This is a genomic window from Streptomyces sp. NPDC031466, from assembly GCF_055581265.1.
Genome location: NZ_JBVIJT010000007.1, coordinates 117,301 through 137,160, shown reverse-complemented (window position 1 = coordinate 137,160; position 19,860 = coordinate 117,301). Strand labels below are relative to the sequence as shown.

Genomic DNA, 19,860 nt, shown 5'->3' with positions numbered 1-19,860 from the left:
TAACAGAGGGGCCGTCCACCCGGACGGCCCCTCTGCCGTTCCTCAGCCCAACAACTCCCGCACCACCGGCACCAGTCCCCGGAACGCCTTGCCGCGATGGCTGATCGCGTTTTTCTGTGCCGGGGTCAGTTCCGCGCAGGTGCGGGTCTCGCCCTCCGGCTGGAGGATCGGGTCGTAGCCGAAGCCGCCGGTGCCGGCCGGAGTCGTGCGCAGGGTGCCGCGCAGGCGGCCCTCGACCACGCGTTCCGTGCCGTCGGGGAGCGCGAGGGCCGCCGCGCAGGCGAAGTGGGCGCCGCGGTGTGCGGCGGAGATGTCGCCGAGCTGGGCGAGAAGCAGGTCCAGGTTCGCGCGGTCGTCGCCGTGGCGGCCCGCCCAGCGGGCGGAGAAGATGCCGGGGGCGCCGCCGAGCACGTCGACGCACAGGCCCGAGTCGTCGGCGACGGCCGGCAGCCCGGTGGCGCGGGCGAGGGCGTGGGCCTTGAGGAGGGCGTTCTCGGCGAAGGTGACGCCGGTCTCCTTGACGTCGGGGATCTGCGGGTAGGCGTCCGCGCCGACGAGCTCATGGGTGAGGCCTGCGTCGGCGAGGATCGCCCGGAGTTCCGTGATCTTGCCGTTGTTGCGGGTGGCGAGGATGAGGCGGGTCATGCCCCCAGTATCCAGCGCGCCGCGTCGGTCGCGGCTACGGCGTGCAGACCTTGGTGAGTTCGCCCGCCGCGTCGGTGACGGGGGTGACGTCGGGCGTGCTGTCGCCCTTGTCGATGGCGTCGCGGACGTTGTCGACGGCCCGGCCGAGGTCGTCGACGGCCTTGTCGACGTCGGCGTCGTCGGTCTTGTCGCTGATCTTGTCGAGGTTCTTGCCGATGTCGTCGAGCGCCCGGTCGGCCTCGGCGGGGTTGTCGCCGGCGTTCTCGACGGCCTGCTGGAGGTCGGTGACGCTGTCGGCGATGGTGTCCGCGGTCTGGACGCAGTCCAGGGCCTTCGAGACGGCGTCGCAGCCGACGAGGCCGACGCCGGCCGGTACGGCGATCAGGGCTGTGGCGACAGCGGTGGCGATACGACGGTGGCGCGCGGCCATGGTTGGGTCCCTCCCCGTGTGCGTACGGGCGCCCGGCTTCGCCCGCGCGCCCGTACTTGTTACAACGCCCGGCAGGGGGTCGTTGGTTGCTCGCCTGCCGTACCTCGCGCGACGTATGCGGTCAGCGCGTGCCGTGCGTGGTCAGCGGGTGGCGGCCAGCGCCTCGCGCTGGAAGGCGGCGAGGTCCTCGCAGCCGCCGAGGGCGAGGTCGAGGAGGGCGTTGAGCTCCTTGCGGTCGAAGGGCTCGGCCTCGGCGGTGCCCTGGACCTCGACGAAGCGGCCGTCGCCGGTGCAGACGACGTTCATGTCGGTGTCCGCCTTCACGTCCTCCTCGTAGCAGAGGTCGAGGAGCGGTACGCCGCCGACGATGCCGACGGAGACGGCGGAGACGGTGTCGGTGAGGGGCTTGCGGCCGGCCTTGATGAGCTTCTTGCCCTGGGCCCAGGCGACGGCGTCGGCCAGTGCCACGTAGGCGCCGGTGATGGCGGCGGTGCGGGTGCCGCCGTCGGCCTGGAGGACGTCGCAGTCCAGGACGATGGTGTTCTCGCCGAGCGACTTGTAGTCGATGACGGCGCGCAGCGAGCGGCCGATGAGGCGGCTGATCTCGTGGGTGCGGCCGCCGATCTTGCCGCGGACGGCTTCGCGGTCGCCACGGGTGTTGGTGGAGCGGGGCAGCATCGAGTATTCGGCGGTGACCCAGCCTTCGCCGGTGCCCTTGCGCCAGCGCGGGACGCCTTCGGTGACGGAGGCGGTGCAGAAGACCTTGGTGTCGCCGAAGGAGATGAGGACGGAGCCCTCGGCGTGCTTGCTCCAGCCGCGTTCGATGGTGATGGGGCGGAGTTGTGCGGGGGTGCGGCCGTCGATGCGGGGCGTAGAGGACATGGGGGCGAGCCTATCGGGACATGGGCGAGGGGCCCTTCCCCGGTTGGGGAAGGGCCCCTCAGGCGTGAACGCGGGGTTCAGGTGCTCACATCATGTCTTCGATGTCGGCGGCGATCGGGTCGGCGTCGGTGCCGATGACGACCTGGATCGCGGTGCCCATCTTGACGACGCCGTGGGCGCCGGCGGCCTTCAGGGCGGCGTCGTCGACGAGGCTGGCGTCGTGGACCTCGGTGCGCAGGCGGGTGATGCAGCCCTCGACCTCTTCGATGTTGTCGATGCCGCCGAGCCCGGCGACGATCTTCTCAGCCTTGGTGGCCATGTGTTTCTCCCTGGTTCCAAAGGACGCGGCCTCCGTACGCCGGAGGTCCGTACGCCGTAGGTCCGCTGTGTCACGTTAACGCACGGTTGGACCATCTTCGCGGGCGGTCACGGCATGGGTGCCCGAGGATGACGGTCCAGGTGTCGTCCGCGTCGAATGGCGTCGAGGCGGCGCTCCCCACCCGTTCCCAACTGGTCTACACCAGTTTTCAACGACCGCCAAACCTGGTCTGTTCCGGGAGGACGCCGATGAGTTCCGACGCCGCCGCGGTGCCGCGGAAGAAGTGGTGGAACGGCCTGTTCCAGGGGTTGCAGAAGATGGGCCGCAGCCTTCAGCTGCCCATCGCGGTGCTCCCGGCGGCCGGCATCCTCAACCGGCTCGGCCAGCCGGACGTCTTCGGTGACGAGGGCCTCGGCTGGACGAGCGTGGCCAAGGTGTTCGCGGCGGCGGGCGGCTCGCTGCTCGACTCCTCGCTCGGTCTGCCGCTGCTGTTCTGCATCGGTGTCGCGATCGGTATGGCGAAGAAGGCGGACGGCTCGACGGCGCTCGCGGCGGTCGCCGGTTTCCTCGTCTACTACGCGGTGCTGCGCGCCTTCCCCGAGGACTGCCCGGCGGACACGACGTTCGGGGCGGCGGGGATGTGGAGCGGGGTCTGCGTGGCGGAGGACGGGCAGGTCGCGCAGGCCGCGTACCAGAATCCGGGGGTGTTCGGTGGCATCGTGATGGGGCTGCTCGCCGCGTGGTTCTGGCAGCGCTACCACCGGGTGAAGCTGGTGGACTGGCTGGGCTTCTTCAACGGCCGCCGGCTCGTGCCGATCATCATGGCCTTCGTCGGGCTGATCTTCGCTGGGCTGTGCGTGTGGATCTGGCCGCCGGTCGGTGACGCGCTGACCAGCTTCTCCAAGTGGCTGGTGGATCTGGGCTGGCTGGGCTCGGGCATCTTCGGGGTGGCGAACCGCGCGCTGCTGACGGTGGGCCTGCACCAGTTCCTGAACACCTTCGTGTGGTTCCAGTTCGGTGACTACACCAAGCCGGACGGCACGATGGTGCACGGCGACATCAACCGGTTCCTGGCCGGGGACCCGACGGCGGGCCAGTTCACCTCGGGGTTCTTCCCGATCATGATGTTCGCGCTGCCGGCGGCGGCTCTGGCGATCACGCACTGCGCGCGGCCCGAGCGGCGCAAGGTGGTGGGCGGCATGATGCTGTCGGTCGGTCTGACGTCGTTCGTCACGGGCATCACCGAGCCGATCGAGTACTCGTTCCTGTTCATCGCGCCGCTGCTGTACGTGCTGCACGCGGTGCTCACGGGGGTCTCGATGGCGGTGACGTGGGGGCTCGGCGTGAAGGACGGTTTCAGCTTCTCGGCGGGGCTGATCGACTACGTGATCAACTGGAGTCTGGCGACGAAACCATGGCTGATCCTGCTGATCGGCCTGGGCTTCGGCGTCGTCTACTACTTCGTGTTCCGCTTCGTCATCACGAAGTTCGACCTGGCGACCCCGGGGCGGGAGCCGGAAGAGGAGGCAGAGGCGCTGGACCGGGAGCAGACGAAGGCCTAGGCCCGCCTTGCGGGTAGCCTCTGTTCTCCCTCCGCTTGAGGCCCTTGGACCGTGCCGTCCGGGGGCCTTTGGTCCGCCCTGTCCGGATATGGCCGAGCCCACAGGAATCGCGGGTTCCTTACGTCACCTTCACCGTGCTACAACAGGTCTACACCAGTGAGTGGTGTAGACCACCTGGGTGCTGTCCACCCCCAACTGTCCCCGACAGCACCCGCACATGGAGGAAGACATGAGTACGGCCACCGCCAAGGCGGCGCCCGCGAAGAAGCGGGGCTCCGGCCTGTTCCAGGGCCTGCAGAAAGTCGGGCGCAGCCTGCAGCTGCCGATCGCGGTGCTCCCTGCGGCGGGCATCCTGCTCCGCCTGGGCCAGCCGGACGTGTTCGGCCCCGACGGGCTCGGCTGGGGCAAGGTCGCCACGGTCTTCGCCACGGCGGGAGACGCCGTCTTCGCGAACATGCCGCTGCTGTTCTGCATCGGTGTCGCGATCGGCTTCGCCAAGAAGGCGGACGGTTCCACCGCGCTCGCCGCGCTGGTCGGCTTCCTGGTCTACAAGAACGTGCTGACCGCGTTCCCGGTCACCGAGGCGAAGATCCAAAAGGGTGCGGACATAGCCGCGACCTACAACGACCCCAAGGTCCTCGGCGGCATCGTCATGGGCCTGATCTCCGCCGTCGTGTGGCAGCGGTTCCACCGCACCAAGCTGGTGGACTGGCTCGGCTTCTTCAACGGCCGCCGCCTCGTGCCGATCATCATGGCCTTCATCGGCACCGCGATGGGCGTGCTCTTCGGTCTGGCCTGGGGCCCGGTCGGCGACGCCATCACCAACTTCGGTGAGTGGATGACCGGTCTCGGCTCGGTCGGCGCCGGCATCTTCGGCGTGGTCAACCGCGCCCTGCTGCCCGTCGGCATGCACCAGTTCGTGAACACCGTCGCCTGGCAGGAGATCGGCTCCTTCACCGACTCCGCGGGCGCCGTCTGGCACGGCGACATCCAGCGCTTCATGCACGGTGACCCGACGGCCGGCCAGTTCATGTCGGGCTTCTTCCCGATCATGATGTTCGCGCTGCCCGCGGTGGCGCTCGCCATCACCCACACGGCCCGCCCCGAGCGCCGCAAGGTGGTCGGCGGCATGATGATGTCGCTGGCGCTGACCTCGTTCGTCACCGGCATCACGGAGCCGATCGAGTTCGCGTTCATGTTCATCGCCCCGGTGCTGTACGTGGTCCACGCGCTGCTGACGGCCCTCGCCATGGCGGTGACCTGGGCGCTCGGCGTGCACCACGGCTTCACCTTCTCGGCCGGCGCGATCGACTACGTCCTGAACTGGAAGTTCGCCGAGAAGCCCTGGCTGATCATCCCCATCGGCCTGGTCTTCGCGGCCGTGTACTACGTCGTGTTCCGCTTCGCGATCCTGCGGTTCGACCTGCCGACCCCGGGCCGTGAGCCCGAGGAGGAGATCGAGGACCTCACCAAGGCGTAGGGCGCACCCCGCTCGCACGAAGGCCCCGGGACCAGGACGGTTCCGGGGCCTTCGTCGTGCGTGCGGCGCGGAGATCCCGCCGGGGGTGCGGCGCGGGGTCACACCTCGTACGTCGCTCCGGGCGCCGCCAGCTCCGTCGGGCCGTCGTACACGGCGCGGGCGTCCGCGAGGTTCACCCGGGGGTCCGTCCACGGCGGGATGTGGGTGAGCAGCAGCTTTCCCGCGCCGGCCCGCCGCGCGCACTCGCCCGCCTCACGGCCGTTGAGGTGCAGGTCGGGGATGTCCTCCTTGCCGTGGGTGAAGGCCGCCTCGCACAGGAACAGGTCCGTGCCGAGGGCGAGTTCGTCCAGGCTCTCGCAGCTGCCGGTGTCCCCCGAGTACGTGAGGGACCTGCCCCCGTGCTCGACGCGGATGGCGTACGCCTCCACGGGGTGGCGCACCTTCTCGGTGCGCACCGCGAACGGTCCGATGTCGAAGGAGGCCGGTTTGACCGTGTGGAAGTCGAAGACCTCGCTCATCGAGGAGGCCGAGGGCGTGTCGGCGTACGCGGTGGTCAGACGCTGCTCGGTGCCCTCGGGGCCGTAGACCGGCAGGGGGGCGCAGCGGCCGCCCTCGTGCCGGTAGTAGCGCGCCACGAAGTACGCGCACATGTCGATGCAGTGATCGGCGTGCAGGTGGCTGAGGAAGATCGCGTCGAGGTCGTACAGACCGATGTGGCGCTGCAACTCGCCGAGGGCGCCGTTGCCCATGTCGAGCAGCAACCGGAAGCCGTCGGCCTCTACGAGGTAGCTCGAGCAGGCCGACTCCGCGGACGGAAACGACCCCGAGCAGCCGACGACGGTGAGCTTCATGAAGCTGGAACCTCCGCGCTGGCGAAAGAGCTGGGGGGTGGGTGTGCGGTCCGTCGAGCGTAAGGCGCGAAAGGTCGGGTCGCTCCTCCGTCGCGGGGCGTTGTGGGGGAACTCACCTGCGGTGTCACCGGTTCGGGTGGCGCGTGGGGCGGGGGGAGTGGTGGGCGTACGGGCGAGTGCGCCGGTACGGTCGTGTCCATGGACACGTCCTGGTGGCTCGCGCTGGCCGCCGTGGTGGTGCTCGCCCTCGTCGTCACGCTGGTCGACGGCTGGGGCCGGGGCCCCCGGCGGTCGAGCACCCGTCCCTCCGGGCCCTCGCGGCCGCCCCGGGGGCCCCGGCGGCGGCTGCCCGCGCCGCGGCCCGCGGAGATCTGGTGGGCGCGGGTGCCCTATGAGGACGGGCCCGGCGGGAAGGACCGGCCGTGCCTGGTGCTCTCGGTGCGCGGGGAGCGGGCGCGCGTCGCGAAGATCACCAGCAAGTTCCACGAGGAGCGGGCGGGGGTGATCCCGTTGCCGCCGGGTTCGGTGGGCGACGCGGAGGGGCGGGCCAGTTTCCTGGAGACCGACGAGCTGCGGGACGTGCCGCTGTGGGAGTTCCGGCGCCGGGCCGGGGTGGTGGACCCGGTCCTGTGGGACCAGGTGCGGTATCTGGCGGACTGATCCGCCCTCTCCTCTCCCTGGGGCCTTCGCCCCGGACTCCCGTTCCTCGGACGCCGGGAGGAGCCGGGCCGGCCCCTCCGGCGTCTGCGGGTCAGGCCCAGAGCTGGCCCTGCAGCGTCTCGATGGCCGCCTCGGTGGTCGGGGCGGTGTAGACGCCCGTCGAGAGGTACTTCCAGCCGCCGTCGGCGACGACGAAGACGATGTCGGCGGCTTCCCCGGCCTTCACGGCCTTCTTCCCGACGCCGATCGCCGCGTGCAGCGCGGCGCCCGTGGAGACGCCCGCGAAGATGCCCTCCTGCTGGAGGAGTTCGCGGGTGCGCGTCACCGCGTCGGCGGAGCCGACGGAGAAGCGGGTGGTCAGCACGGAGGCGTCGTACAGCTCGGGGACGAAGCCCTCGTCGAGGTTGCGCAGGCCGTAGACGAGGTCGTCGTAGCGCGGTTCGGCGGCGACGATCTTGATGTCGGGCTTCTGCTCGCGCAGGTAGCGGCCGACGCCCATGAGGGTGCCGGTGGTGCCGAGGCCCGCCACGAAGTGGGTGATGGAGGGCAGGTCGGCGTAGATCTCCGGGCCCGTGGTGGCGTAGTGGGCGCCGGCGTTGTCGGGGTTGCCGTACTGGTAGAGCATGACCCAGTCCGGATGCTCGGCCGCCAGCTCCTTGGCGACGCGGACCGCGGTGTTGGAGCCGCCCGCGGCCGGCGAGGAGATGATCTCGGCGCCCCACATGGCGAGCAGGTCGCGCCGCTCCTGGGAGGTGTTCTCCGGCATGACGCACACGATGCGGTAGCCCTTGAGCCGGGCGGCCATGGCGAGCGAGATGCCGGTGTTGCCGGAGGTCGGCTCCAGGATCGTGCAGCCGGGCGTCAACCGGCCGTCCTTCTCGGCCTGTTCGACCATGTGGAGGGCCGGCCGGTCCTTGACGGAACCGGTCGGGTTGCGGTCCTCCAGCTTGGCCCAGATGCGGACGGAGTCCGAGGGGGACAGGCGCGGCAGGCGCACGAGCGGCGTGTTGCCGACCGCGGCGAGCGGGGAGTCGTAGCGAGGCATCCGGGATCGGGCCTAGACCATGCCGCCGGCGACGGCCGGCAGGATCGTGACGTTGTCGCCGTCGGCGAGCTTGGTGGAGATGCCGTCGAGGAAGCGGACGTCCTCGTCGTTGAGGTACACGTTCACGAAGCGGCGCAGCTTGCCGTCGTCGACGATGCGCTCGGCGATGCCCGCGTGCCGCGAGTCGAGGTCGGTGAAGAGCTCGGCGAGGGTGTCGCCGCTGCCCTGGACGGCCTTCTCGCCGTCGGTGTAGCTGCGGAGGATGGTGGGGATGCGGACCTCGATGGCCATGGCTGAGGGCTCCTGTCGGAAGAGTTCAGGTGAGGGGGCGCGCGGCGGTCCGGCCGTGCTCGTGCACCGGTGTGCGCGGTCGTACGCGGTAGGGGCGCCGCGGCCCGTCGCTGGCCGTACGGCGGCAGGGGTCAGCGCGAACAGATGGCGCTGCTGAGCCTGCACAGGTCGACGTGCAGACGCGCCACGAGCAGCATGCCCGGCATCTTGTCGCTCACGTCGTGGGAAACCATGCGCTCATCGTATCGATTCCCGGTCCGGGTCCTGGAATGTGATCTCACATGATGGATGTTTTCCGTCCATCACCTGGATGCCGGGAGGTAGGTGACCGTCGGCGCCCCGGTCGCCGGGTGCACCGCGACCTCCGCCGTCACGCCGTAGACCTCGGCGAGCATCTCGCTGGTCAGGACCTCTTCGGGGGTGCCGGACGCGGCCACCCGGCCGGCCCGCAGGACGTAGAGGCGGTCGCAGAAGTAGGCGGCGAGATTCAGGTCGTGCAGGGCCAGGAGATTGGTCGTGCCGAGGGCGCCGACCAGGGAGAGGATCTCCAGCTGGTAGCGGATGTCGAGGTGGTTGGTCGGCTCGTCGAGGACCAGGACGGCGGGCTGCTGCACCAAGGCCCGGGCCACCAGCGCGCGTTGGCGCTCACCACCGGAGAGCCCCGCGAAGCAGCGCTCGGCGAGAGGGGCCGCGCCGACGCGGGCGAGGGCGGCCCGCACCAGTTCCTCGTCCCGCCCGCTGTCCCCCTCCCAGAACCGCTTGTGCGGGGAGCGGCCCATGGCGACGATCTGCCGGACGGTGAGGTCGAAGCCCGCCTGCCCGTCCTGCGGGACGGTGGCGATGCGCCGCGCGCGGGCCTTGGCGCCGAGCCCGGCCAGATCGGCGCCGTCCAGCAGGACGCGGCCCTCGGACGGGGCGAGCGCCCCGTACACGCAGCGCAGCAGCGTCGTCTTGCCGCTGCCGTTGGGGCCGACGACGCCCACGGTCTCGCCCTCGGCGACGGTCAGGCACACGCCGTCGAGCAGCCGTGCCCCGGCGGGCGTGCGGTAGCCGACGTCCTCGGCGCGCAGCGTCACGCGGCCATCCCCTCGGGGCGGTGGCTCCCGCGCAGCAGCCACAGGAAGAACGGGCCGCCCGTCAGCGCGGTGAGCACGCCGACCGGGATGTCCTGCGGGGCGGCCACCGTGCGCGCGGCGAGGTCCGCGACGACCAGGAACACCGCGCCCATGAGCGCCGCCACCGGCAGCAGCGGGCGGTGCGCGGCGCCGACCAGCATGCGGGCGGCGTGCGGCACCAGCAGGCCGACGAACCCGATGGCGCCGCTGTACGCGACGAGGACGCCGGTCAGGAGCGAGGCGAGGACGAAGACGGCGGCGCGGAAACGGGCGGTGTCCAGGCCGAGGACGGTGGCGCCCTCCTCGCCGACGAGCAGCAGGTCCAGGGGCCGGGCCAGCGCCACCAGCAGGAGCGTGCCGACGGCCAGGACGGCGCAGGGCAGGGCCAGCATGTCCCGGCGGGCGCCGCCGAGCCCGCCGAGCGTCCAGTACAGGACTTCCTTGAGCTGCTCGGCGCTGTCCGCGGTGACGAGGATGAGGCTGGTCAGGGCGGACAGGATGGAGGAGACCGCCACGCCCGCCAGGATCAGGCGCCCGGTGGCGAGGCCCCCGCCGCCGCTCGCGGCCAGGGCGTGGACGAGGACCAGGGCGAGCAGGGCGCCCGCGAAGGACGCCGCCGGGATCGTGACGGCGGTGGACAGGCCCGCGCCGAGGCCGAGGACGCCGCCGAGCACGATCGCGGAGACCGCGCCGACGGAGGCGCCCGAGGAGACGCCGAGCAGGAAGGGGTCCGCGAGGGGGTTGCGGACGAGGGCCTGCAGGACGGTGCCGATGACCGCCAGTCCGGCTCCTACGGTGGCACCCAGGACGACTCTGGGGAGTCGCACGTCCAGGACGATGGTGCGGAACGGGGAGGGTTCCGCGCGGCCTGTCAGGATGTCCAGGACTTGGGTCGGGGGGATGTGTACGGAGCCCAGGGCCAGGCCTGCGAGTAGCGCTGCCGCGAGGGCTGCGGTCAGTCCCGTCAGGATCAAGAGGCGGTGCCCCCTGGAGTTCCGTCTGTCGCCCTTCGGGCTCGTCCTCAAACGCCGGACGGGCTGGATTTCGCCTCCCCCGGGCTGGAGTTGACCGCCGTCGGGCCGATTCCGCAGGGTGCTCACAGCTGGTCCGCCAGTTTCCGCACCGCCTCCGGGGCTCGTACTCCTGTCACCACGTCCGACAGGGGAAGCACCGCGAACCGCTTGTGCTTGATCGCGGGGACGTCCGCCAGGACCGGGTCGTCGAGGAGGCGCTTCTTCTTCTGGGCGACGCTCGTGGCGCCGTAGTCGAGGATCAGGACGACCTCGGGCCGGCGCTCGACGACGGTCTCCCAGGACGCGTCGCCGAAGGACTTGCCGAGGTCTGCGAAGACGTTGCGGCCGCCCGCCCGCTCGATGATGTCGTTGCCGATGCCCCGGCCGCCCAGCGTGAACGCGGTCTTGTCGCCGCTGTCGTAGACGAAGACGGAGGCCGGCTCGTGGCCCCGCGACTTCTCCTGGGCGGCGGCCAGTTCGCGGCGCGCGCCGCTCACCCACTTCCGCGCCCGCTCGCGCACCCCGAACGTGGCGCCCACCTCGCGCACCTCGCGGTACACGTCGTCCATGGAGACCGCCCGCTTCGCGCAGGCCTCGACGTTCAGGCGGCTCTCGATGCCGGACTTCGCGAGGGCGGAGCGAGCGCGGCCGTCGCCGGCGAGGAAGGCGCTGGCGTAACCGCCGTAGACGAAGTCGGGGTCGGCGGCGAGGAGCTTCTCGTAGGAGGGGTACTCCCCGGCGAGCACGGGGACGGACCTGTACGCCCGCTCGTACTTCGGCAGGACCTGGTCGTCGAGGTAGGCGGTGCCGACGAGGCGGTCCGCCAGACCCAGTTCCAGCATCACCTCGGTGGCGTGCTGGTTCATGGTGACGGCGCGCTCGGGGGGTGCCGCGTACGTCGTCCGCACGCCGCAGTTGGTGACGGTGTACGGGAATCCGGCGGCCTTGGCGGCGGGCCTGGCGTCACCGGGTGCGGACGAGGAGCACGCGGCGAGCGGGACGAGCAGGGCGGCGGCGGTCAGGGCGCGCAGGGCTCGGGACATGGCTGAACTGCCTCCTCCGGGGGATTTCCGCGTCCCCCGCGTTGCGTGGAGTGCGGGCGGCAGGTCAGTTCCTGACTCCCCCGCCCCGGTGCGGGGTGGGGTCACAGTGGCGGGACCGTGCCGGATTCGCACCGGCTTCCTGGCTCCCGCCGCCCGAGGATGTCGGGCTCAGTATGCCTGGACCACGCGCACCTCTTCCTCGGTGACCTCGCCGTCCACGATGCGGAACGAGCGGAACTGGAAGGGGCCCGCGTCGTCGGTGTCGGCGGTGGAGACCAGGACGTAGTGCGCGCCGGGCTCGTTGGCGTAGGTGATGTCGGTGCGGGAGGGGTAGGCCTCGGTCGCGGTGTGCGAGTGGTAGACGATCACCGGCTCCTCGTCGCGGTCGTCCATCTCGCGGTAGAGCTTGAGCAGGTCGCCCGAGTCGAACTCGTAGAACGTGGGCGAGCGCGCGGCGTTCAGCATCGGGATGAACCGCTCGGGGCGGTCGGTGCCGGCGGGGCCCGCGACCACGCCGCAGGCCTCGTCGGGGTGGTCCTGGCGCGCGTGCGCGACGATCTGGTCGTGGAGGGCCTGGGTCAGGGTCAGCATGGCAGTCAGGATAAGCAGAGGGCCCGCACCGTACCGGAATGCGGTACGGGCGGGCCCGAATGCTGGACAGGTCCCCGAGGGGCGGGTGTCAGTCCTTGGCGGCCGGCTCACCGTCGGAGGCGACGGCGGGGGTCTTGCGCTTGTTGAAGGCGGCGGCCTCCGGGTTGCGCTTCTTGAGGATCAGGTAGGAGCCCGCGAGGATCGCGACCCACACCGGAGCGGCGTACAGCGAGATCCGGTTGTCCTCGTCGATGCCCATCATCACGATGACCATGCCGATGAACAGGAGCGCGAACCAGCTCGTGTACGGGGCTCCGGGCGCCCGGAAGGTGGACTGCGGCAGCTCACCGCGGTCGGCCTTGCGGCGGTAGCGGATCTGGCACGCCAGGATCATGATCCAGGCCCACATGCCGGAGATGGTCGCGAAGGAGACGACGTAGGTGAACGCCTTGCCGGGCCACTGGTAGTTGATCCAGACGCCGACCAGCATGCACGCGGCGGAGGCGGTGGTGCCGATCAGCGGCAGGCCGTTCTTCGTGAGCCTGGTGAAGAACTTCGGGCCCTGGCCGTTGAGCGCCAGGTCGCGCAGCATGCGGCCGGTGGAGTACATGCCGGAGTTGCAGGAGGAGAGCGCGGCGGTGAGGACCACGAAGTTCACGATCGCGGCGCCGATGCCGAGGCCCATCTCCTCGAAGGCCGCGACGAACGGCGAGACGCCGGGCTTGAAGTGCGTCCACGGCACGACCGACAGGATCATGATCAGCGCGCCGACGTAGAAGACGGCGATGCGCCACGGCACGGTGTTGATGGCCTTGGGCAGGACGGTCTTCGGGTCCTTGGACTCGCCCGCGGTGACGCCGACCAGCTCGACGGCGAGGAACGCGAACATCACGATCTGCAGCGTCATCAGCGTGGAGCCGATGCCGTTGGGGAAGAAACCGCCCTGGTTCCACAGGTGGGCCACGGAGGCGGTGTCACCGGCGTCGGAGAAGCCGATGGTGAGGATGCCGACGCAGATCAGGATCATGCCGATGATGGCGGTGACCTTGACCATCGAGAACCAGAACTCCAGCTCGCCGAAGAGCTTCACGGAGATGAGGTTCGCGCCGTACAGGATGACCGTGAAGATCAGCGCGTAGGCCCATTGCGGGACGGAGCCGTGGGTCCAGTACTGCATGTACTGGGCGGCCGCGGTGACTTCCGTGATGCCGGTGACGACCCAGAAGAGCCAGTACGTCCAGCCGGTCACGAAGCCGAAGAACGGGCCCATGAATTCGCGCGCGTACTCCGAGAAGGAGCCCGACACGGGGCGGTACATGAGGAGCTCGCCGAGCGCCCGCATGATGAAGAAGATGACGAGGCCCGCGATGGCGTACGCCAGGATGAGGCTGGGGCCCGCCTTGTGAATGGCCTTGCCCGCGCCGAGGAACAGGCCGGTGCCGATGGCACCGCCGATCGCGATCATCTGGATCTGCCGGGCCCCCAGACCGCGCTGGTAGCCCTCGCCGCCGGCGGCCTGCCCGGCACCATCGCCGTCGTGCCCGTCGTGCTGCTCTTCGACCTGCACTGAGGTCATGGTGACGCCTTTCTCCATGCTGATCCGCGCCCGCGTCTCGCGTTGATGGCTGCGGATCAGGTCCTGATCCCCCCGGATATGTATGGAGTGCTACCGGCGGTCTGCCGGCCCGAGCGCCCTCGGTGACATGGGTGGCGTCACCGAGCGGTCGTGAAGATTTATCACGGCGGCAACAGTGAGGGAATCGGCCACCTGTGGCGCACACCACAGGGAGAAGCGGACAAAGTCCGCCTTGGTGCGTATAACCGGACAATGAAGTGACGGGATCGTTATCCGGATTTGAGCGTCCGCTGAGCGAACGGACCGCCATGTGAACAGAAGGTGTCCTGTACAGCAAATACAGCTGTCCCGTACACCGATTTTTGGCCCCGCTCAGCCCAGCAACGTCCCGACCAGCGTCTCCTGCAGTCCGCCGAGCCAGAGATACGCCATCACCATCGGCTTGCGCGGGTCCGAGTCCGGCAGCCGGTAGAGCAGGTCGGCGTCCTCCTCGTCGGTGACCTCCAGGCGCGTGCCGATCGCGAGCCGCAGGTCATTGAGTGCCCCGAGCCAGTGCCGCGACTCCTCGACCGACAGCTTCAGGACAGCTCCGCCCTCGCCCGGGGACGCCATCGCGTCCAGCGAACGGATCACGACCAGCGCGTCGTCCCGCTTCTTGGCCCGCAGGTCGTTCTCCGTGAACCGGCGGAACTCGGCCGAATACGCTCGCAGTTCCTCCTCGCGCCCGATGTCCCCGGTCGCACTGCCGGGGCCCCCGTACGCGTCCGGCAGCAGGCGCTGCATCACGGGGTCGGCGGGCGGCTCGCTCGGCCCCTCGGCGAACAGCTCGGCCAGCGGGTCGTCGCCGGGCTCCCCGCCGGGGCCGGGGCCGATCAGCTCCAGGAGCTGCACGGCGAGGGAACGGATGATCGAGGTCTCGACCTCGTCGAGCGCGACGGCGGCGCCGCCCCCGGGGATCGGTTCGAAGTGTCCAGGCATCAGATGCGTCGCTGCTTCCGGTCCGCCGCTACTTGCGGTCCTGCTGAAGGGTGGCCCACAGCCCGTACCCGTGCATGGCCTGGACGTCGCGCTCCATCTCCTCGCGGGAGCCGCTGGAGACGACCGCGCGGCCCTTCTCGTGCACGTCCATCATCAGCTTGGTGGCCTTCTCCTTCGAGTACCCGAAGTACGTCTGGAACACGTACGTCACATAGCTCATGAGGTTCACGGGGTCGTTGTGCACGAGCGTGATCCAGGGGACGTCCGGCTCGGGGACGACGAACGTCTCCTCGTCCGATTCCGGGCGGGTGATCTCTGCGGGAGCCGTACTCACACGCCCATGCTGCCACCTCGGTGGGGCACTCGCACAAACGGGCCCACGAAATCGTCAGAGTGACGAGATGCGGGGTAGCATCCTTCGCATGAACACAGCGGACCTTGGCCTGCCGGTGGATGTTCCGTCGACGGCGCTCTTCACGGACCAGTACGAGCTGACCATGCTCCAGGCCGCACTGAAGGCCGGCACCGGCGACCGGCGCTCGGTCTTCGAGGTCTTCACCCGCAGACTGCCCGAGGGGCGGCGCTACGGCGTCGTGGCGGGCACCGGGCGGGTCCTGGACGCGGTGGAGAACTTCCGCTTCGACGCGGACGTCCTCGGCTTCCTGCGCGAGCGGGACATCGTCGACGAGGCCACCCTCCAGTGGCTGGCCGGCTACCGCTTCACCGGCGACATCTGGGGCTACCCCGAGGGCGAGGTGTACTTCCCCGGCTCGCCGATCCTGCGGGTCGAGGGCTCCTTCGCCGAGTGCGTGCTCCTGGAGACCGTGATCCTCTCCATCCTCAACCACGACTCGGCCATCGCGGCCGCCGCCTCCCGGATGTCCTCGGCCGCGGGCGAGCGCCCGCTGATCGAGATGGGCGCCCGCCGCACCCACGAGCTGGCCGCCGTCGCCGCCTCCCGCGCCGCGTACGTGGGCGGCTTCGCGACCACCTCGGACCTGGCCGCCGGCTTCCGCTACGGCATCCCGACCGTCGGCACCAGCGCCCACGCCTTCACCCTGCTGCACGACAGCGAGCGCGACGCCTTCCGCGCCCAGGTCGACTCGCTGGGACGCGGCACGACCCTGCTCGTGGACACCTACGACGTCACCGAGGCCGTCCGCCTGGCCGTCGAGGTCGCCGGGCCGGAGCTGGGCGCCGTGCGCATCGACTCGGGCGACCTGCTGCTCGTCGCCCACCGGGTGCGCCAGCAGCTGGACGAGCTGGGCGCGACCGACACGAAGATCGTCGTGACCTCCGACCTCGACGAGTACGCCATCGCCTCCCTGCGGGCGGCGCCCGTGGACGCGTACGGCGTGGGTACCCAGCTCGTCACCGGCTCCGGGCACCCCACCGCCTCCATGGTCTACAAGCTGGTCGCCCGCGCCCACTCGGCGGACCCGGCGGCGCCCCTGGAGCCCGTCGCGAAGAAGTCGCTGGGCGCCAAGAGCTCCGTGGGGGGCCGCAAGTGGGCCGCGCGGCGGACCGACGAGCACGGTGTCGCCGAGGCGGAGGTCGTCGGCACCGGCGCCGTGCCCCCCGAGCTGGCGGACCGGCAGCTCCTGGTCGAGCTGGTCAAGGGCGGCCGGGTCGTCGCCCGCGAGCCGCTGGACACCGTCCGCGACCGGCACGCGGCCGCGCGCGCCGGGCTGCCGCTCTCGGCGACCCAGCTGTCGCGGGGCGAGGCCGTCATCCCCACGGAATACCTCTGACGGGCCCGGGCAGGCTCCCTTCCCGCACCGCACCCGAAGTCCCCACGCTCGTCGTCACCCCACCAAAGGACACCGCCCATGCGCCGCGCGCTGATCGTCGTAGACGTCCAGAACGACTTCTGTGAGGGCGGCAGTCTCGCGGTCGCCGGGGGCGCGGACGTGGCCGCGGCCATCACCGAGCTGATCGGGCAGGCCCCGGCCTGCTACCGGCACGTGGTGGCCACCCGGGACCACCACATCGATCCGGGCCCGCACTTCTCGGACCAGCCGGACTACGTGGACTCCTGGCCGCCGCACTGCGTGGCGGGGACGGAGGGCGTGGGCTTCCACCCCAACTTCGCCCCCGCCGTCGCCTCCGGGGCGATCGACGCCGTCTTCGACAAGGGCGCCCACTCGGCGGCCTACAGCGGTTTCGAGGGCGTCGACGAGAACGGGCTGTCCCTGGCGGACTACCTGCGGGAGCGGGAGATCACGGAGGTCGACGTGGTCGGCATCGCCACGGACCACTGCGTGCGCGCCACCGCCCTGGACGCGGCGCGGGAGGGCTTTGGGACCACCGTCCTGCTGGACCTCACCGCGGGCGTCTCCGGGGAGAGCACCGAGCGGGCGCTGGCCGAGCTGCGCGCGGCGGGCGTCGAGCTGACGGGCAAGCCCGTCGTCTGATCCGGGGCCGGGCTCAGCGGCGCAACGCCCGGATCGGGTGCCACAGCTCCTGCAGGGAAGTGGGCGCCGTACGCCATATCAGGCCGTCCGGGTGGTGCAGCACCGCCGTTATCTCGTCCGGCGTGGGCGGCTCCGCGTTGCCCCGCAGGTACACCGCCCGCAGACCGAGGTTGCGGAGCCTGGTCAGGGCCCTCGCGCGGTTCACGGCGTGCACGATCATGCGGACCGCGCCGCCGGCCGGCGCCGGGCTCGGCAGGGTCAGTGCCACCACCACGCTGCCGTTCGGCAGCTTGCAGAAACCTCCTGCGGACATGCCGGATCACACCCCCGTCAATAAGAAGTACACAGCACGCACCTAAACACGATCGGCCGCCGCCCGCTAGGGGGCGACGGCCGATCATGGCTTGACCTGCGTTAACGCTGGATCAGCGCTTGGAGGGGCCCACCTGGACCGTGATCGAAGAGCCGTCCTTCGGCTGCTTCAGGATCTGGATCTTGGTGTTGGTGTCAGTGACCTTGACACTTCCGGTGGGGTTGGACGCGTACCAGTAGGTGCCCTTGTGGTCGTCGAAGGCCGGGACGCCCTTCTGGGACTTGAGCTTCAGCGCGACGTCCGCGTTGTGCAGCGTGAACGCGTCCGTCGCGTACTTGCTGAACGGCGCGTCGTACGGCTGGATCTTGTTGCGCAGCAGCTCGCCGTTCTTCCACTTCAGCGGCTTGGCGTGCGCGTCGACCGGCAGGATCAGACCCTCGCCGGGGTGCTGGCTGGTGTTGTTGTCCTTCTGGGAGGTGTCCCACTGCCAGACCATCAGGCCGGTCTGGTAGGGGTAGTGCTCGACCCAGTCGGGGCGGGTGGTCGAGAAGCCAAAGTTGTACGGGCCGACCTTGAGGGTCTTGTCGTACGAGACGTACTGGCGGTTCTCGGCCAGGTAGTACTGGTCGTACTTCTTGGTGAAGGACTCGCCGATGCGCGAGAAGCCCTTCGACGTCCAGCCGTTGTCGTCGCCCTCGGCGCCGTCCTCGAAGAGCTTGGCGCCGTCCGCGGTGATCGCGATGGCGTCGGCCGCGAAGCCCTTGCCGCCCGCGCCGCCGTCGGTGGAGTAGCGGAAGCGGACGTCGATCTTCTTGCCGGCGTAGGCGTCGAGCGGGAAGACCAGCTTCTTGTACGCGCCCGAGACACCGGTCAGCGCGGGCTTGTCGCCGGCGTCACGGGTGATCGGCCTGCCGTCCGCGGTGCCGTCGACCGGCGTCCAGTTGGCGCCGCCGTCCGTGGAGACCTCGGTGTAGAGGTAGTCGTAGTTGGCCTCGATGTCCCACCAGCCCTGGAGCGACAGGTCGGCCTTGGCCTTGCCGGTCAGGTCGACGGAGCGCGTCAGGGTGTTCTTCAGGTCGTCGCCCTGGTTGCTCCACCACTGCTTGGAGCCCTCGGCGGGCTTCACGATCTTGGTGGTGACGGCCTTCTTCGGCAGGTCGACGACGAGCGCCTGGCGGTGGCGGGTGTTGTACTCCGAGACGCCCAGCTTGTGCTCGGAGGTGGTGGCCGCCTTGGCCTTGGCGTAGTCGAGCCAGCCCAGCTGGAACTTGTCCCAGGCGGTCATGTCGCCGGGCAGGTCGCCGATCGCGTCCTTGCCGGTGCCGAGCCAGGAGCCGGCCGACATCAGCGACCAGAAGCCGACCGAGTTCTCACCCTTGCCGCTGGTGTCGTACAGGTCCGGCAGACCGAGGTCGTGGCCGTACTCGTGGGCGAAGACGCCGAGGCCGCCGTTCTCCGGCTGCATCGTGTAGTCGCCGACCCAGATGCCCGAGTCGCCGATCTGGGTGCCGCCGGCCTTGTTGTTGCCGGGGCCGGTCCGGCCCGCGTCGTTGCCGTACGCGTACCAGCGGTGCGCCCACAGGGCGTTCTTGCCCTCGGCGCCGCCGCCGGCCGACTCGTCCTCGCCCGCGTGGACGATCTGGAAGTGGTCGATGTAGCCGTCGGGCTCGTTGAAGTCGCCGTCGTTGTCGAAGTCGTAGCGGTCCCAGAGGTCGTACTTGGCCAGGTCCGCCTTGATCTGCGCGTCGGTGCGGCCCTGGGCCTTCTGGGCCTTGGCCCAGGCACTCACGCCGTCCTTGACCGCGTCCCAGACGTTGGCGCAGTTGGTGTCGCCGCAGTAGTTCGAGCCGTAGCGCGCCTCGTTGTAGTCGACCTTGACCCAGTCGGAGACCGCGCCGTCGACCGAGTAGCGGCCCGAGGAGGTCTTCTCGTAGTAGGTCTTCAGCGAGTGCTTGGTGTTGCCCTTGCTGTCCTTGCCCTCTCCGAAGTACAGGTCCTCGAAGTGCTTGCGGTTGTAATCCGCCTGCCAGGCCGTGCTGTTGTCCTTCGCCCGGTTGGGCTTGGCTATCTTGTTGTGCAGCGGGCCGGGCTTGCCGCCGTACTTCTTGACGGGCTGCTCCGGACCCTCGGGGCCGTCCGGGTCGTACATGGTCGTGTCGTCGACCTTGTTCCCGAACTCCACCAGGATCGTGAAGACCTTGTCGGTCTTCTCGCGGCCCAGCTCGACGTACTTCTTGTCGTCGAGCTTGACGACCTTGGAGGCGCCGCGCTTCTGCACCTTGGCGTCGCCCTCGATGACCTGCTGGAGGGCCGCCTTGCGCTGCTGCGCCTGCTGCTTGCTGAACGGACCGTCGAGGTCGTGGTCGACCTGCGCCTTGAGGCGCGAGGGGTCCTGCCGGTCGACGGCGGGAGCCGTGCCCGGCGCCCCGTCCCCGGGCGCGGCCGCGGCCGTCGACACCGAGTACGTGGCGGCCGCCGCGGCCACCGCTACGGCCACCGCCGTTGCCCTGAACGTGCGTGTTCTGACTGTCACTTGATGAATGTCCTCCCCACGCGCCCGCGCGAATGGCGGACCGAGATCCCGGTCGGAGGGGGGTCCGCGCGCGATGTACGCGTCACAAGTGACGACATTCGACCGGAAGTACGGGAGAA

At 70.2% G+C, this 19,860-nt stretch carries 21 protein-coding genes, 1 pseudogene and 1 riboswitch; of the genes and pseudogenes, 5 read left to right on the top strand and 17 right to left on the bottom strand.

The genetic code is table 11. The annotated features are described in order from the left end of the window. Positions 1 to 42 precede the first annotated feature (42 nt). The 4 genes and pseudogenes from rdgB to ACZ5GP_RS18550 form a co-directional block, all read right to left on the bottom strand. Positions 43 to 645 carry an RdgB/HAM1 family non-canonical purine NTP pyrophosphatase gene (rdgB, locus tag ACZ5GP_RS18565; RefSeq protein WP_468751875.1) on the bottom strand — a complete coding sequence of 201 codons (603 nt, stop codon included), beginning with the start codon at positions 643 to 645 and terminating at the stop codon, positions 43 to 45. 34 nt (positions 646 to 679) lie between these two features. Beyond that, positions 680 to 1,075, bottom strand: coding sequence for a hypothetical protein (locus ACZ5GP_RS18560; protein ID WP_468751874.1), 396 nt, complete (start codon positions 1,073 to 1,075; stop codon positions 680 to 682). A gap of 141 nt (positions 1,076 to 1,216) precedes the next feature. Next, complete coding sequence (gene rph / locus ACZ5GP_RS18555) at positions 1,217 to 1,957, bottom strand: ribonuclease PH (RefSeq protein ID WP_468751873.1); 741 nt, start codon at positions 1,955 to 1,957, stop codon at positions 1,217 to 1,219. Positions 1,958 to 2,042: 85 nt separating this feature from the next. Continuing rightward, positions 2,043 to 2,291, bottom strand: a pseudogene (locus tag ACZ5GP_RS18550) (PTS sugar transporter subunit IIB); the annotation flags it as partial. 233 nt (positions 2,292 to 2,524) lie between these two features. On the opposite strand from ACZ5GP_RS18550, the gene ACZ5GP_RS18545 reads away from it, so the two are divergent. Both ACZ5GP_RS18545 and ACZ5GP_RS18540 read left to right on the top strand, forming a co-directional pair. Then, a complete protein-coding gene (locus tag ACZ5GP_RS18545) occupies positions 2,525 to 3,838 on the top strand; it encodes a PTS transporter subunit EIIC (RefSeq protein WP_468751872.1) in 1,314 nt (437 codons plus the stop codon). Between the two features lie 229 nt (positions 3,839 to 4,067). After that, on the top strand, positions 4,068 to 5,318 hold the full coding sequence (locus tag ACZ5GP_RS18540) for a PTS transporter subunit EIIC (RefSeq protein ID WP_468751871.1): 1,251 nt from the start codon (positions 4,068 to 4,070) through the stop codon (positions 5,316 to 5,318). A 98-nt stretch (positions 5,319 to 5,416) separates the two neighbouring features. On the opposite strand, the gene ACZ5GP_RS18535 is transcribed toward ACZ5GP_RS18540, so the two are convergent. Then, positions 5,417 to 6,169 (bottom strand): MBL fold metallo-hydrolase, encoded by a 753-nt coding sequence (locus ACZ5GP_RS18535; protein WP_468751870.1) that lies wholly within the window; start codon positions 6,167 to 6,169, stop codon positions 5,417 to 5,419. Positions 6,170 to 6,367: 198 nt separating this feature from the next. Here ACZ5GP_RS18535 and ACZ5GP_RS18530 point away from each other — a divergent pair, with 198 nt between their 5' ends. Continuing rightward, complete coding sequence (locus ACZ5GP_RS18530) at positions 6,368 to 6,829, top strand: type II toxin-antitoxin system PemK/MazF family toxin (protein WP_468751869.1); 462 nt, start codon at positions 6,368 to 6,370, stop codon at positions 6,827 to 6,829. A gap of 91 nt (positions 6,830 to 6,920) precedes the next feature. Here the strand turns inward: ACZ5GP_RS18530 and ACZ5GP_RS18525 are convergent, their stop codons facing one another. The 10 genes from ACZ5GP_RS18525 to clpS form a co-directional block, all read right to left on the bottom strand. Then, entirely contained in the window at positions 6,921 to 7,874 is a 954-nt protein-coding gene (locus tag ACZ5GP_RS18525) for a PLP-dependent cysteine synthase family protein (RefSeq protein WP_468751868.1), read from the bottom strand. Positions 7,875 to 7,886: 12 nt separating this feature from the next. Further along, a complete protein-coding gene (locus tag ACZ5GP_RS18520) occupies positions 7,887 to 8,165 on the bottom strand; it encodes a MoaD/ThiS family protein (protein WP_358580142.1) in 279 nt (92 codons plus the stop codon). 131 nt (positions 8,166 to 8,296) lie between these two features. Then, a complete protein-coding gene (locus ACZ5GP_RS18515; protein ID WP_320590866.1) occupies positions 8,297 to 8,398 on the bottom strand; it encodes a putative leader peptide in 102 nt (33 codons plus the stop codon). A 69-nt stretch (positions 8,399 to 8,467) separates the two neighbouring features. Continuing rightward, complete coding sequence (locus ACZ5GP_RS18510; protein ID WP_468751867.1) at positions 8,468 to 9,283, bottom strand: ABC transporter ATP-binding protein; 816 nt, start codon at positions 9,281 to 9,283, stop codon at positions 8,468 to 8,470. After that, on the bottom strand, positions 9,238 to 10,254 hold the full coding sequence (locus ACZ5GP_RS18505) for a FecCD family ABC transporter permease (RefSeq protein WP_468751866.1): 1,017 nt from the start codon (positions 10,252 to 10,254) through the stop codon (positions 9,238 to 9,240). Before ACZ5GP_RS18505 ends, ACZ5GP_RS18510 begins: the two co-directional genes overlap by 46 nt. Positions 10,255 to 10,376: 122 nt before the next feature. Further along, positions 10,377 to 11,336, bottom strand: a complete 960-nt coding sequence (locus ACZ5GP_RS18500) for an ABC transporter substrate-binding protein (protein WP_468751865.1) — start codon at positions 11,334 to 11,336, stop codon at positions 10,377 to 10,379. Between the two features lie 45 nt (positions 11,337 to 11,381). Further along, positions 11,382 to 11,501, bottom strand: a riboswitch (cobalamin riboswitch). A gap of 3 nt (positions 11,502 to 11,504) precedes the next feature. Next, the gene (locus ACZ5GP_RS18495; protein ID WP_358580148.1) at positions 11,505 to 11,927 is read right to left on the bottom strand and encodes a M67 family metallopeptidase; all 423 of its coding nucleotides are present in this window, start codon (positions 11,925 to 11,927) and stop codon (positions 11,505 to 11,507) included. A gap of 88 nt (positions 11,928 to 12,015) precedes the next feature. Beyond that, complete coding sequence (locus ACZ5GP_RS18490) at positions 12,016 to 13,503, bottom strand: amino acid permease (protein ID WP_468751864.1); 1,488 nt, start codon at positions 13,501 to 13,503, stop codon at positions 12,016 to 12,018. Between the two features lie 372 nt (positions 13,504 to 13,875). Continuing rightward, positions 13,876 to 14,481, bottom strand: a complete 606-nt coding sequence (locus ACZ5GP_RS18485; protein ID WP_468751863.1) for a DUF2017 domain-containing protein — start codon at positions 14,479 to 14,481, stop codon at positions 13,876 to 13,878. Positions 14,482 to 14,509: 28 nt separating this feature from the next. Further along, positions 14,510 to 14,815 (bottom strand): ATP-dependent Clp protease adapter ClpS, encoded by a 306-nt coding sequence (gene clpS, locus ACZ5GP_RS18480; protein ID WP_468751862.1) that lies wholly within the window; start codon positions 14,813 to 14,815, stop codon positions 14,510 to 14,512. A gap of 88 nt (positions 14,816 to 14,903) precedes the next feature. Between clpS and ACZ5GP_RS18475 the strand changes: the two genes are divergently transcribed. After that, positions 14,904 to 16,232, top strand: a complete 1,329-nt coding sequence (locus ACZ5GP_RS18475) for a nicotinate phosphoribosyltransferase (RefSeq protein ID WP_468751861.1) — start codon at positions 14,904 to 14,906, stop codon at positions 16,230 to 16,232. Positions 16,233 to 16,310: 78 nt separating this feature from the next. Then, a complete protein-coding gene (locus tag ACZ5GP_RS18470) occupies positions 16,311 to 16,895 on the top strand; it encodes an isochorismatase family protein (protein ID WP_468751860.1) in 585 nt (194 codons plus the stop codon). Between the two features lie 13 nt (positions 16,896 to 16,908). Here the strand turns inward: ACZ5GP_RS18470 and ACZ5GP_RS18465 are convergent, their stop codons facing one another. Both ACZ5GP_RS18465 and ACZ5GP_RS18460 read right to left on the bottom strand, forming a co-directional pair. Next, positions 16,909 to 17,208 (bottom strand): hypothetical protein, encoded by a 300-nt coding sequence (locus tag ACZ5GP_RS18465; protein ID WP_468751859.1) that lies wholly within the window; start codon positions 17,206 to 17,208, stop codon positions 16,909 to 16,911. Between the two features lie 112 nt (positions 17,209 to 17,320). Continuing rightward, positions 17,321 to 19,741, bottom strand: a complete 2,421-nt coding sequence (locus ACZ5GP_RS18460; protein ID WP_468751858.1) for an immune inhibitor A domain-containing protein — start codon at positions 19,739 to 19,741, stop codon at positions 17,321 to 17,323. Positions 19,742 to 19,860 lie beyond the last annotated feature (119 nt).

Excerpts from the sequence above, each read along its gene's own strand:
- ACZ5GP_RS18540 (WP_468751871.1), top strand. The coding sequence starts at position 4,068 with ATGAGTACGGCCACCGCCAAGGCGGCGCCCGCGAAGAAGCGGGGCTCC.
- ACZ5GP_RS18560 (WP_468751874.1), bottom strand. The coding sequence starts at position 1,075 with ATGGCCGCGCGCCACCGTCGTATCGCCACCGCTGTCGCCACAGCCCTG.
- rph (WP_468751873.1), bottom strand. The coding sequence starts at position 1,957 with ATGTCCTCTACGCCCCGCATCGACGGCCGCACCCCCGCACAACTCCGC.
- ACZ5GP_RS18500 (WP_468751865.1), bottom strand. The coding sequence starts at position 11,336 with ATGTCCCGAGCCCTGCGCGCCCTGACCGCCGCCGCCCTGCTCGTCCCG.
- ACZ5GP_RS18475 (WP_468751861.1), top strand. The coding sequence starts at position 14,904 with ATGAACACAGCGGACCTTGGCCTGCCGGTGGATGTTCCGTCGACGGCG.
- ACZ5GP_RS18525 (WP_468751868.1), bottom strand. The coding sequence starts at position 7,874 with ATGCCTCGCTACGACTCCCCGCTCGCCGCGGTCGGCAACACGCCGCTC.
- ACZ5GP_RS18545 (WP_468751872.1), top strand. The coding sequence starts at position 2,525 with ATGAGTTCCGACGCCGCCGCGGTGCCGCGGAAGAAGTGGTGGAACGGC.
- ACZ5GP_RS18470 (WP_468751860.1), top strand. The coding sequence starts at position 16,311 with ATGCGCCGCGCGCTGATCGTCGTAGACGTCCAGAACGACTTCTGTGAG.
- ACZ5GP_RS18535 (WP_468751870.1), bottom strand. The coding sequence starts at position 6,169 with ATGAAGCTCACCGTCGTCGGCTGCTCGGGGTCGTTTCCGTCCGCGGAG.
- ACZ5GP_RS18515 (WP_320590866.1), bottom strand. The coding sequence starts at position 8,398 with ATGGTTTCCCACGACGTGAGCGACAAGATGCCGGGCATGCTGCTCGTG.
- ACZ5GP_RS18495 (WP_358580148.1), bottom strand. The coding sequence starts at position 11,927 with ATGCTGACCCTGACCCAGGCCCTCCACGACCAGATCGTCGCGCACGCG.
- rdgB (WP_468751875.1), bottom strand. The coding sequence starts at position 645 with ATGACCCGCCTCATCCTCGCCACCCGCAACAACGGCAAGATCACGGAA.
- ACZ5GP_RS18490 (WP_468751864.1), bottom strand. The coding sequence starts at position 13,503 with ATGACCTCAGTGCAGGTCGAAGAGCAGCACGACGGGCACGACGGCGAT.
- ACZ5GP_RS18465 (WP_468751859.1), bottom strand. The coding sequence starts at position 17,208 with ATGTCCGCAGGAGGTTTCTGCAAGCTGCCGAACGGCAGCGTGGTGGTG.
- ACZ5GP_RS18520 (WP_358580142.1), bottom strand. The coding sequence starts at position 8,165 with ATGGCCATCGAGGTCCGCATCCCCACCATCCTCCGCAGCTACACCGAC.
- ACZ5GP_RS18485 (WP_468751863.1), bottom strand. The coding sequence starts at position 14,481 with ATGCCTGGACACTTCGAACCGATCCCCGGGGGCGGCGCCGCCGTCGCG.
- ACZ5GP_RS18530 (WP_468751869.1), top strand. The coding sequence starts at position 6,368 with ATGGACACGTCCTGGTGGCTCGCGCTGGCCGCCGTGGTGGTGCTCGCC.